Annotated in this window: 14 protein-coding genes; 10 read left to right on the forward strand and 4 right to left on the reverse strand. The window is 64.9% G+C overall.

Annotation, left to right across the window (positions count from 1 at the left end; translation table 11 throughout):
- Window positions 1–66: 66 nt before the first annotated feature.
- Both C449_RS19055 and C449_RS06685 read left to right on the forward strand, forming a co-directional pair.
- A complete protein-coding gene (locus C449_RS19055; RefSeq protein ID WP_080504906.1) occupies window positions 67–294 on the forward strand; it encodes a DUF7573 domain-containing protein in 228 nt (75 codons plus the stop codon).
- 72 nt (window positions 295–366) lie between these two features.
- Window positions 367–714 carry a hypothetical protein gene (locus C449_RS06685; protein ID WP_152415673.1) on the forward strand — a complete coding sequence of 116 codons (348 nt, stop codon included), beginning with the start codon at window positions 367–369 and terminating at the stop codon, window positions 712–714.
- Window positions 715–742: 28 nt separating this feature from the next.
- On the opposite strand, the gene C449_RS06690 is transcribed toward C449_RS06685, so the two are convergent.
- A complete protein-coding gene (locus tag C449_RS06690; RefSeq protein WP_006077220.1) occupies window positions 743–1,141 on the reverse strand; it encodes a MaoC/PaaZ C-terminal domain-containing protein in 399 nt (132 codons plus the stop codon).
- Between the two features lie 135 nt (window positions 1,142–1,276).
- Here C449_RS06690 and C449_RS06695 point away from each other — a divergent pair, with 135 nt between their 5' ends.
- The 5 genes from C449_RS06695 to C449_RS06715 all read left to right on the forward strand — a co-directional run bounded on the left by C449_RS06695 (window position 1,277) and on the right by C449_RS06715 (window position 4,868).
- A complete protein-coding gene (locus C449_RS06695) occupies window positions 1,277–1,693 on the forward strand; it encodes a hypothetical protein (protein ID WP_006077221.1) in 417 nt (138 codons plus the stop codon).
- Entirely contained in the window at window positions 1,690–1,899 is a 210-nt protein-coding gene (locus tag C449_RS06700; RefSeq protein ID WP_006077222.1) for a helix-turn-helix transcriptional regulator, read from the forward strand. The genes C449_RS06695 and C449_RS06700 overlap by 4 nt, the downstream gene beginning before the upstream one ends.
- Window positions 1,900–2,048: 149 nt before the next feature.
- On the forward strand, window positions 2,049–2,336 hold the full coding sequence (locus C449_RS06705) for a hypothetical protein (RefSeq protein WP_006077223.1): 288 nt from the start codon (window positions 2,049–2,051) through the stop codon (window positions 2,334–2,336).
- Window positions 2,333–3,127, forward strand: a complete 795-nt coding sequence (locus tag C449_RS06710) for an ABC transporter ATP-binding protein (RefSeq protein ID WP_006077224.1) — start codon at window positions 2,333–2,335, stop codon at window positions 3,125–3,127. The genes C449_RS06705 and C449_RS06710 overlap by 4 nt, the downstream gene beginning before the upstream one ends.
- Complete coding sequence (locus C449_RS06715; protein ID WP_006077225.1) at window positions 3,120–4,868, forward strand: hypothetical protein; 1,749 nt, start codon at window positions 3,120–3,122, stop codon at window positions 4,866–4,868. Before C449_RS06710 ends, C449_RS06715 begins: the two co-directional genes overlap by 8 nt.
- A 170-nt stretch (window positions 4,869–5,038) precedes the next feature.
- Here the strand turns inward: C449_RS06715 and C449_RS06720 are convergent, their stop codons facing one another.
- Window positions 5,039–6,088: a hypothetical protein gene (locus tag C449_RS06720; protein ID WP_006077226.1), complete on the reverse strand. Its 1,050-nt coding sequence runs from the start codon at window positions 6,086–6,088 to the stop codon at window positions 5,039–5,041.
- A gap of 168 nt (window positions 6,089–6,256) precedes the next feature.
- On the opposite strand from C449_RS06720, the gene C449_RS06725 reads away from it, so the two are divergent.
- Both C449_RS06725 and C449_RS06730 read left to right on the forward strand, forming a co-directional pair.
- A complete protein-coding gene (locus tag C449_RS06725) occupies window positions 6,257–7,330 on the forward strand; it encodes a ferritin-like domain-containing protein (protein ID WP_006077227.1) in 1,074 nt (357 codons plus the stop codon).
- A gap of 90 nt (window positions 7,331–7,420) precedes the next feature.
- Window positions 7,421–8,272: a hypothetical protein gene (locus C449_RS06730; RefSeq protein ID WP_006077228.1), complete on the forward strand. Its 852-nt coding sequence runs from the start codon at window positions 7,421–7,423 to the stop codon at window positions 8,270–8,272.
- Window positions 8,273–8,320: 48 nt separating this feature from the next.
- On the opposite strand, the gene C449_RS06735 is transcribed toward C449_RS06730, so the two are convergent.
- Window positions 8,321–9,568, reverse strand: coding sequence for a glycosyltransferase family 4 protein (locus C449_RS06735; protein ID WP_006077229.1), 1,248 nt, complete (start codon window positions 9,566–9,568; stop codon window positions 8,321–8,323).
- Between the two features lie 185 nt (window positions 9,569–9,753).
- On the opposite strand from C449_RS06735, the gene C449_RS06740 reads away from it, so the two are divergent.
- Window positions 9,754–10,683 carry a glycosyltransferase family 2 protein gene (locus tag C449_RS06740; RefSeq protein WP_006077230.1) on the forward strand — a complete coding sequence of 310 codons (930 nt, stop codon included), beginning with the start codon at window positions 9,754–9,756 and terminating at the stop codon, window positions 10,681–10,683.
- Between the two features lie 27 nt (window positions 10,684–10,710).
- On the opposite strand, the gene C449_RS06745 is transcribed toward C449_RS06740, so the two are convergent.
- Entirely contained in the window at window positions 10,711–11,643 is a 933-nt protein-coding gene (locus C449_RS06745) for a glycosyltransferase family 2 protein (RefSeq protein WP_006077231.1), read from the reverse strand.
- Between the last annotated feature and the right edge of the window lie 28 nt (window positions 11,644–11,671).

Raw genomic sequence — 11,671 nt, forward strand, 5'->3', positions numbered from 1 at the left:
CGGATGGGGAGGTACTTGTGCGTATCCGTCCACCACAGTCAAGCCGTCGGCGCGCCTACTGGCGATATGGCCGATGACGCCGGACCGAACGACGACACAGCAGCCGATCGGGCGACGGAACCGGAGCCGTCGGCGACCGCGACGAGCGCCCGATCCAGCAATGCTGAAAACTCCTTCCAGTCGACGTATGCATGGTCGCCGGACGAAGCGTCTTGTGCCGAGTGCGGTGGGTCAGTCGCGGCGCGCTGGCGCGATGACGGTGACCTAGTCTGCGCTGCGTGCAAGTCGTGGTGAACACCTCTTCAGACTGTTCGACACGCGGATAGTGGGCGGTTCGACTATCCGCGAGCGATTCGTATGGTAACCATGTCGCGTGTCGTCAGCGTTCACGAGTACACCCTCGCTGCCGGCGTCGACTCCGCAGCGTTCGAACGCGCGGTTGCGGAGGCCGAGCGACGAGGACTGTTCGATCTACCCGGGCTCGTCGAGTACCGATTCCTCGAAGGGCTCCGTGGCGACCACCGGGATTCCTACGCCGCCCTCTGGATCTACGAGAGCCGCGAAGCGTGGGAGGAGTTGTGGGGCGCACCTGGAGCGCCCATCGAAGCCGACGAGTACCCCGAGCGCTGGCTGACTTGGGAGAACGAACTCCTCGCACCGCTGCTCGATTGTGATCCCGACGACATCGCGTTCACGTCCTACGAGGAACTGTGAATTTGTCCTGGGCGGCGAAATCCGAACGCTACCGCTCGTTTTTCCAGATCAGTCCTTCGAATCCCGACTGCATCACGGTCGTCCCGTCCACGTCGCGACAGTCGACCGAACACGCGATATCGTAACGGTCGTCGCGCTCGGTGACCGCCGTGACCGTCACCTCGCAGACGATCGTTTCGCCGGTGTAGACCGGTTCACGGAACTCGAACTCCATCGTACGCGCGAGGACGCCGAGATCGCCGCCGATCTTGGTCGGGAGGGTCGCGGTGAGCAGCCCCTGGACGACAAGTCGCCCCTCGTCGTCGGGTTCGGTATGGATCGCCTGTCGGTCGCCGGAGACCTCGCCAAAGCGCTCGACGTCCTCGTGGGTGAACGTCCGCTCGAACGTGTGAACATCACCTTCCTCGGGCCGGGATGTTACTGCCATCGACCATGATAAACCCTGGGCCGTGATATAGTATTGGCCGGACGACAGTCAACCAATCCACATCCGTCCTGCTGCCGGATTGATCGTCTGTGTAAAGCTTCTTTTACAACAAGGTTCTCCCTTGTAGTATCGATCATGTCACGATCGGACTCGTCCGGCCGGGATCGGCTCTCGAAACGGCGTCGTTATCGCCGTCTGAGCGTCGGCTGTGCGATCGGTGGGACGCTGGGGTTCGTCGCCGCGGCCAACGCCGGCTATCCGCTCGTCGGCGTCGGACTGTACTGGCTCGGATTTCTTGTGCTTCTCGGCATTTGGCGTGGAACCGCCGTGTCGCTGTTCGACGAGCGTGACGCGGCGCTCGAACGGCGGGCGAGTCACATCACGCTCAACGTGATCGCCGTCGCGGGGATCGCCGGCTGGCCGGCGCTGTTGGTGCTCGAAGAGACGGGCTACTACACGATCCCGTCGGCGCTCGAAGGGGCGTTGTTCGGCTACGCAGTCCTGTTCGGTGTGTTCGGGATCGCCTATCTTTGGGTACGATACCGACCATGAAAAACGAGATCCGCCGGTGGCGTGAGGGTGAGAGTTTGAGTCAAGCCGATCTCGCGGCGGCAGTCGGCGTCAGCCGACAGACGATCAACGCTATCGAGCGCGAGCGCTACGACCCCTCGATCGAGCTGGCGTTCGAACTCGCCCGACACTTCGACTGCCGGATCGAGGACCTCTTCGATCCCGAACTTGACGGCGACAAGCAGTAGCTTGGACCGTCATCGTGTTCTCTCGGCTGTGGTTGTCCATCGGCGACAGATTCAAGTGGGTGTGTAAAAGACGCTTTACTGTAAAGCACGCTTTACGGAAAGTCCATTTGACACAGAGCCATGCCACGACAAACTCACTCCGACGCGACATGGGAAGACGACTGCCGCCGACGCCCACACCGATCATGACGGCCGAGTGTACCGCCGAGGGAGCGCGAACGAATCCGATCGACACCCGTCTCGACGCGCTGGTGGAGGGTGTCTCCAGTTGGAGCGCGCTGTTCGTGGGGGTGCTCACCGTCGTGCTCGCCAACGAAATCGCCGCGGTGCTGCCGTTCGGATCGTTCTATCGGGCGCTCGCGCTGCTCCCGATCACGATCGCGGTCATGTACGTCCTGCTCGTGCTCGCGGTCCGTCTCGAACGGAGGGGGCGATGACCGATCCCGCCATCGTCGCCGAGGGACTCACGAAGCGATACGGCGACGACCCCGCAGTCGAAGACCTGTCGCTGTCGATTGCTTCGGGAACCGTCTACGGCTTTCTGGGGCCGAACGGCGCGGGCAAGACCACCACGATGCGACTGCTGACGACCCTCACCGAGCCGACCGCCGGGACGGCCACGGTCGCTGGTGTTCCGATCACCGATCGATCAGCGCTCACCGAACGGATCGGCTATCTCCCTGCGGAGCCACCCGTGTTCGACGAACTCACGGGATGGGAGCAGCTCCGACACGTCGCCAGACTTCACGGCATTCCCGACCAGCGGGCCGACGACCGGATCGAGGCGTTGCTGGAGCGGTTCGATCTGCTCACGGACGCAGACCGGCGGATCGAGGGTTACTCGACGGGGATGACGAAGAAGGTCGGCATCATCGCCACGCTGCTCCACGACCCGGCGGTCGTGTTGCTCGATGAACCCACTTCGGGGCTCGATCCGCGGGCCGCGAGAACGGTTCGAGAGACGATCGCCGACCTCGTCACCCGGGAGATGACGGTGTTCCTCTCGACGCACGTCCTGTCGGTGGTCGACGAACTCGCCGATACGGTCGGCGTGATCGACGACGGCCGGCTCGTCGCCGAGGGGCCGCCCGACGAGCTGAAAGCGCAGGCACAGAAGGGAGCAGTGTCGGACCTCGAAGCCGCGTTCCTCGACATCACTGCTGCGGACGGTGCGGACCCCGACGGTACAGACCAGAGAGCCACCGCGACCGGAACGACGGATGACTGAGGAGACGTCGCCAGCGTGTGAGTGCCGCCAGGATGTGGAGGCGGGCACCGCCGAACCGCCGGCCATCACCAGCGATCGGCGCGCTGACGGTCTCTCGACCCTGACCGCTGGCGTCGAACTCGCCCGGATCGAGCTTCGTCGTGGGTACCGCTGGCTCCGGGGCCAGGACTTCTGGCTGTTGTACATGGCGGTGTCGGCACTCGGTCTCCTGTTCGGGAGCTGGGTGGCGTTCGACGTCAGCCGCAGTATCGGGACGGCCCTCGCCACCGGTGAGTCGCCACCGCTATCGCTAGCGGCAGTCGGGATCGCGTGGAGCGTTCTCTGGCTGTTTCTGACCGCCACTCTCGCCGTCGACGCCCTCGGATCGAACGGCGACCTCGCCAACGACGGTCACTACCTCACAATCAGACCGGCGGCCGATGTCGTCGTCGGGAAGCTCCTCGCTGCGGCCGCCAAGTTTGCGGTGCTCGTGTTCGTTCTCCCGCTCGCGACCACGCTCGGTCTGGCTGTCGGTGTCGGGACGCCGCTCCCGCTCGTCGGTGGACTCGCCGCCACCGTCGTCGTCACCCTGACCGCGACCGCGATCGGCTACCCGATCGGGCTGGCAACGAAGGGCGTTATTCATCGGTCTGAACGGCTCTTTCGGCTCAAACCGGTGCTCGGTGTCGGGATCGGTGTTGGGTACATGATCGTGATGATCTCCGGCGAGTTCACGACCGTCATCGAGTGGATCACACCCGTGCTGCAAGCCCCACCGCTCGCGTGGCTCGGCGACCTCGCGCTGTCGACGACCGTTGGTGTGGGTGCGTCCGGCGTGGGTGCCATCGGCGCGCTCGGCGTCGCGGGCGTCGCCGTCGTCGCCGGCACGCGCTCAACCGTCGTCGCTGCGCGCTACGCGTGGTCCGCCGATCGCGCACGGCCGACCGAGGACGACGCGGACGACGCTGCCGTCGCTCCCGATCACCGCATCGATCGATTGCTCCGCCCCGTCTGTCAGCGACCGGCGGCGCTCAGTATCGCCAGCACGACGCTCGTTCGTGCGTACCGATCGCCGCTCCAGTTGGTCTTCGTCGCGTTTCCGCTTGTGGCCGCGATCCCCCTCGGCGAGTCGCTGCTGGCGACCGGCACGCTTCCGTGGTACGCGCCGTGGGCTGTCGTCTGGTACGGCGCGTGGGCCGCCGGCGCTGCCGTCCCGCTGAACCCGCTGGGCAATCAGGGTGCGACGCTGCCAACGCTGTTGAGCGCCCCGGCCGGTGGCCGTTCGGTCGTCCACGGCCACGTCGTTGCCGTGCTCCCGATCACGCTGGTGATCGCCGGACTCGCGGTCGGCGTCGGCGTTCTCGCTGGCGAGTCGGGGACGGCGCTCGCGGTGCTCGCGGTCGCCAGCGTGGTCGCCATCGTCGCCGCAGCAGTTCTCGCGGCGGGTATCGGCGCGGTGTTTCCGCGGTTTGCGGCGGTCGACTTCGCCGGTGCGCGACGGGCGGTCCCACCCAGCAAGGTCGCCTACGGCGTGTTCTCCCAGGCGCTCACCCTTGCGGTGGTTGCGGGGGCCGTCGTGGTCGACGATTCGGTTCGCGAATTGAGCGCGGTCGTGCTGTCTGCGTGGCTCCCCTTCGGACTGACCATGGGCGTCGACACGCTGATGACGGGAAGCTGGATCGTCCTCGGGTGCGTCGCGGTTGCGGTGCCGATCGCGTACCGTGTCGCAGTCCGGCGCGTCAACGACTACCGGCTCGCCTGATCGGTACTGCCGCAGCACGAACGACTGCCACGAAAAGAACTCAGGGCAGCACGCCGCTCGTATCTATACCTTGTCGCCAGAATTACTTAAAGAACGAGCGCACAACGACGGCGATACCTCACGTTTTCCTCGATGAGATGTGGTCCGACTCCCGGCCCGTTGCGGCCGGCTCAGTCGCTCGACTCTTCTTCGGTCATAGACCCTTCGCCGAAAACGTTCGAAATCCGGCCGCGCCACGCGTCGATCTCTTCGACGTCCTCGCGGAGATCGTCGATCCACGCCTGGGTCTCCTCGATTTCGGCCTGAACGTCGGCGACCCCCTTGTCGAGCGCATCGATGTCGCTGGCGTTCTCGTCGGTGCGGGCGGCGAGGTCGTCGATCTCGGTCGCCGTTTCGTCCAGCCGTTCGTCGGTGTCGTCGATATCGCTCGCGTTCTCGTCAGTGCGGTCGGCAACACTCTCGATCTCCGTCGCGTTTGCCTCCGTGCGCTCGGCGACCGTTTCGATCTCCGTCGTGTTTTCGTCGGTACGGTCGGCGAGGTCGTCGATCTCGGATTCGATCGTGTCGAGCCGGTCGGAGAGATCCTCGATCGCCTCGTGGCCCGTCCCGTGATCGTCGATGAACGCTTCGAGCGCGTCGCTGTAGGCCTCGATGTCGCTGATCCGCGACTGGAGATGTGAGAGACGGACCGCTTCGCTGTCCTGTCGGCCGAACTCCTCGGCGAGGAGCTTGCGATCCGCCGCCGAGAGGTCGTCGTTGCGGAGCTCCGCTGCGAGCGCCGCACCGACGCTGTTTGCTCCGGTCGTCGTCACTGTCTCTGCTTTCTCGGACGGTTCGGTGTCGTCGTCAGCGTCGGGAGTGCCGACACTCGTGACGTCGAGCACCGGATCGATCACGAACTGGTCGGGGTCGAGGTCGGCGTTGCGGACGCCGTAGACCGTTTGGTACTCCTCACCGGGGGCGAGTCGTCGCTCGAACACGGCATACCCGTCCTCGATCGACCAGTGATCTCCGCCGTAGTCCGGATTGAATCCGATGTCGTCGAGCGCGACGTCGTCGGGGGCCGCATCCACCAGCCTGACCACCGCCGCGTCATCGCGTTCGGAGACGAAATCGAACGTGACTGCCGGGACGGGAAACTCGTCGGTCGCCGTGGCTTTCCGGACAGTGATCCCATCCGATGCGACAGCCACCTCGGAGGGCGTGTCTGTATCGCTCATAGCTACGCAATCGGACACTTGCACATAAATCTTCACTGGTGGAGACACCGTTCGAGAGTACCGATCGGAGCCAACGCCAGCAGTCGCACACTGTCGTCAGTCGAGCGGAAGCCGTTTTGGAAGAGATTTTGGCATAGGTTTTTGGATACTGCAGTCGAAGTCGTTCACATGACCGATCCATCGGCACGAACCGACGGCGAACGCTCACGGCGGGGGTTCATGAGCGATGCGGCGCTCGCGGGTGCCGGAGCGCTTGCACTCTCGGCCACCAGCGGCGTGGCAGCGGCCACCGACGATGGTGAAACTGATTCGTCGCCGAGCGACGTGGAGGTATTGAACTACGCGCTGGCGCTGGAGCACCTCGAAGCGGCGTACTACAACGACTTCCTCGCCGAATATTCCGAAAGCGAGGTCGAGCGTTCGGCGGTGGCGAAGTACTTCGCACGACCCACCCTCAGATACTCGACGTATCAGCAGATCCAGGACGTTCGGGATCACGAGGAGGCCCACGTCGAGGCACTCAGCCAAACGATCACCGACCTCGGTGGGACGCCGGTCGAACCTGCCGCCTACGAGTTTTCGTACGATTCGATCGCGGAGTTCGTGGCGATCGCCGACCGACTCGAAGCCGTCGGCGTCTCCGCCTATGCGGGCGCGGCACCGTTGATCGACAGCGAAGAGGTGCTGGAGGCTGCCCTCAGCATTCACTCGGTGGAGGCCGAACACCAGACGTACTTCCAGTTACTCCACCTCCAGCGGCCATCGCCCGACGCGTTCAACGAGGCGCGCTCGATGGAGCAGGTGCTCCCGATCGCCAAACAGTTCGTTGCCGGTGCGGACGGTGGCAACACCGACGATGATAGTGGAGGTGGTGACGGCGGAGCGGACGACGGCGAAACGGACGGTAGCGGCAAGCTCTCGATCACCGCGCTTCAGGCCGACGCGGGCGGCAACGACGCTGTGAACCTGACCGACGAGTTCGTGACCTACGGGAACACCGGCGACGCCTCGCTTGATCTCTCGGGTTGGACGGTGACGGACTCTTCCGGAACGACGTACACCTTCTCGGATGGCACGACACTCGCCCCGGGCGAAGAGATCACGCTGTACACCGGCAGTGGCACCGACACCGACACCGAACGCTACTGGGGACAGGCGAACGAGGTCTGGGAGAACGGTGCGGACACCATGACCGTCAGGAACGCGAGCGGCGAGATCGTCCTCCAACGGTCGTACCCGTAGCGTTTCCGCGGCGGAGCCACCGACGAAACGATCGAGTCGGAGATGAACAGGATCAATACCCGGTACGACTGAAGGGATAGTCACAACACGATGTCCGATGGCGACGACAGCAGCGAGCGCGATCATGGTGACTTCGTCTTCGGGAACGATGGGGCCGCCGACAGCGACAGTGGGCTGAGCAGTAGCGACGGGCTCAGCAGTAGCGATGGAGTGGGCAGCGACGAGGAGCTGGACACACGACGGATCGCCGCCGTACTGCTGCTCTCGCTCGCCATTATCGTCCTCGCTGTCGTCGTCGTTCAGCCGCTCGTGACCGGGGTAGCAACGAATCTCTTCGGGGCCGACTCGCCCTCGGAGTCGGGGAACGTGACGAACGCGACGATCACCGGCGAATCGAGCGGTTCGGCCGACACGACCGTTGGAACGGCCGGCGATGATCAACCGAGCGCTGCAACGACCGCGACAATGACGTCCGGTCAGTCACCGACAGCGGCCTCGTCGGCGACGACAACGACTAGAGATGCGACCACAGCGTCGGCAACGACGACACAAACAGTGGCACAGGCCGACGAGAACACGACTACCAGCGAGAACGCGACTACCACCCCGAGCGACGGATCGCCGGTGATCGAGGAGTTCACCGTCACCGATCGCTCGGCCGACGGGAACGCCAGCTTCGATGTCGCGTGGAACGTCACCGACCCCAACGACGATCTCGTGGACATCGAGGTGACGATCGTCGCCGATCCCGACGGTGAGGCTCGTACAGTCGCCAGCCGTCGGTTCGATGCGGGTGGAGCGAGCACCGTCGGCAGCGAAACGTTTGGGGTGGAGGGAGGCAGTGGTAGTGTTTACGAGGTCCGGATGGAAGTCGCCGACGGGGCCGGAAACAGTGTCTTCACGCTCACGCGCGAGGTCGCTGACGGCGACCCCGACGGCTGAACGCTATCCGAAAGCACTCTTCGATCGATCGCTCAAACGACGCCGCACTCACAGTTCGTCGTAGATCGCCTGGAGGCGCGCGCCATCGTGCGCCCAGTTGTACCGACGCTCGACCGCCCGTCGGCCGCTCTCTCCGCACTCCTGTGCGATCTCGGGATCGGTGAGATCGTTCAATGCCGCACCCATCGCTGCGCCGTCGCCAGCGAGTGCGACACGGCCACCCTCGGTCCGCGTGACGATCCGAGCGAGCGGCGCGACGTCGCTCGTCACTACCGGTACTCCCATCGCCATGTACTGGAAGAGCTTGTGCGGGACGGTGGTCTCGGTGTGCGGCGTCGTGGCGTGGGGAACAGCACAGACGTCGCTCGCGGCGATGTAGTCGGGCACGTCCTCGAAATCGACCCAGCCCGTGAGCGTCAGCCGATCTCCGATGCCGAGCGAACGTGCGAGCCGTTCGAGGCCAGCGACGTAGTTGTCGTTGCCCTTCCCGACGAGCACCAACTGCACGTCCGAGCGGGTTTCGGCGAGATGGGCGACCCCCTCGATCAGGGTGTCGAGCCCGCGGTGTTCGGTGAAGTTGCCGACGTACGAAACCACGAACGATTCGTCGCGATCGAACCCGAGGCCGGTCGGGGTTTCGGCCGTGTCGCGATCGAACGCGTCGAGATCGACCGTGTTTGAGACGATCTTTACCCGTTCGGGGTCCGCACCGCAGTCCCGGAGGTAGTGTGCGCGCGCCTCCTCACAGACCGTGATCGTGCGATCGGCGTTCCGGACGGCGTGGCGTTCGAGGAACTTGAGTCGGGTCGGCGAGAGGAACACCCGTTGCACGAGGTCCTCGGGATCGCGCGCGATCTCGCGCCAGCCACGCATCCGGTGGATCTGGCGAACAGCTTCGGGATAGTTCTCGTGGAGGTCGGCGACCACCGGCATGTCGTGGTCGTCACCCACCGCGAGCGCGGTCTTCACCAGCGGGAGGTCGTGGACGTGGATCGCGTCGATCGACCCGCCGGGGAGGTCCTCGTCGGCGAGTTCCTCGATCGTCCGCCGCCAAACGGGATGGACGTTGGTCGCAATGTAGCGTGCGCCGTCGACGAGCCCACGGGGACCGGCGAACAGTTCGTCGACGGGCAGTCGCTGGACGTCGATCCCGTCGATCCGCTCGAAGGTGGGTTCGGCTGACCCGCCGCGACAGACCAGCGTGATCTCGTGGCCGGCCGCACGGAGCGTGGCGGCCTCCTTTTCGACCCGGACGTCCGGCGGGAACCGCTCCGGAAGGAGCATACAGATGTGCATGGTCAGATGGAAGACGGCGGAGTGTGTGGTCGATGACTCGTCACGAGTGGGGTTTTCGACGCTCGGCTTTCGCTCTTGTGGTCGGCTGTGATTCTCGCTGTGAGGGCATCCCGACTCTCGCCAACCAGTCCTTCTCCACGCCGCAACGAAGCCGCTTATGCCGGGCGACGGACTGGGAAGGGACAATGACGCTCGTCAGCGCCGTTCTGCCGACGTACAACCGCGCGGAGTACGTCTCCGGAGCCGTCGACACAGTGCTGGAGCAGACCCACGACGAGATCGAGGTCGTCGTGGTAAACGACGGTTCGACGGACGATACGGCGGCGAAACTGGCGACGTACGCCGACGACGATCGGGTGCGCGTCCGCCACAACGACGAGAACCGCGGCATCTCGGTCAGCATGAATCGCGCGGCCACGGTGGCGGACGGCGAGTTCATCTGCGTGCTCAACGACGACGACCGCTGGCACGAGGAGAAAGTCGAAAAACAGCTCGACGCCTTCGCAGAGCTCGGCGAGGAGTACGGCGTGGTCTACACCGGTGGGGTCGTCCGCCAGGACGAGAAGGTCGTCCGGGTCTATCGGCCGGACCGGGAGGGCGACATCTATCCCGACGTGATCGCTCGCTTCGGTCTCCACCCACATTCGAGTCACATGCTCCGTGCGGAGTGTTTCGACCTCGGTGGGTTCGATCCCGACTTCCCCCGCGGCGTCGACTGGGATCACTGTATCCGGCTCGCGAAGGAGTACAAGTTCGCAGCCGTCGACGAACGTCTCGTCGAGCGCATCTTCCACACCGACAACATCTCACAGCAGCTGACCCACGGTATCGAGGTCAACCAGCTGATCTGGCAGAAGTACCGCGACGAGATCGAACGGTATCCCGCAATCGAGCGTCGGCTCCGTGAGAAGCAGTCTCGTGCCCGGGCGCGAGTCGCGCTCGAACGCGGCCAGCGCCGACGGGCGTTCGGCTACGCGCGCCGCGCGATGGGGTACGAACCCTCTGCCGAGAGCGTGTTCATCATGGCCTTTTCCGTGCTCGGTCGGCGGGCACTCGCGGGGGCACGTACCGCCCGCGACGCCGCAATGAACTGGCGTGCGTCGCTGGACGAATAAATCGAAATGAGTCGTTCGCCAACTGGACTACCGCACCAACTGGTAGACGCGCTGCATCGCGTTCATTCCGGGTTGTCCGAACAGCGACGCCCCCAGCGGAACCGCCGTGCGGATCGACGGCGCGTGATAGCACGCGCGCGCGAACGATCGGACGGCGGCACCCGACCAGCGACGATCGCGGAGGGCCATTCGTCCCTCCAGCCGGTAGGTGTTGGCGAGCGCGTCCGCACGTACTCCGGGCGACGCTTCTCGGTACAGGTCGTCGTACTCCCGGACGATCTCCAACCGTCCACGGATCAGTCCCGGCGACTTTCCGCGAGAATCGTCGATCAGGCCTCGACGGACCAACGAGTCGTCGACGAACTCGAAGCTCGTTCGGCGCGCGAGATCGATCATCAGTCCGAGATCGTCGCCGCCGGGTCGATCCGGGAGCGGTAATACGTGATCGAGCACCTCACGATCGGTGAGCATCGTCGAGGTCACGCAGGGCGACATCGCGAACGCGAGCGCGGATTCGAGCACGTCACCCCGCACAGTCGAGTCCGGCAGCACGGTACGTCCGTCCTCGTAAGTCATTCCGCAGTATGCCACGCCCGCGTCCGTCCGTTCGAGCAGGTCGACTTGGCGGGCGAACTTGCCGGGCAAGAGTCGATCGTCGTCGTCGAGGAACTGGACGTACTTCCCGGTAGCGCGCTCCGCGCCCATCGTCCGTGCAGGGTTCGAGCCCCGATTCCGATCGAGTTCGAGAGACGTGACGTCGAACTCGTCGACGACCGGTTCGGCGTGACCCTCGCCGGAGTCGTCGACCACGATGGTCTCTGTCGGATGGTCCTGATCGATGACGCTCTCGATCGCGCCGCCGAGTCGGTCATTGCGGTAGTACGTCGGGATCACGACCGAAACGAGCGGGCCGTCCAGGGTGGACGCCGCGGACGAACCGTCGGGCGATGGCGGGCACACAACGGGACGAACGAAGGAACAGCTAAAT

It is taken from the genome of Halococcus saccharolyticus DSM 5350 (genome assembly GCF_000336915.1).
GTDB lineage: Archaea > Halobacteriota > Halobacteria > Halobacteriales > Halococcaceae > Halococcus > Halococcus saccharolyticus.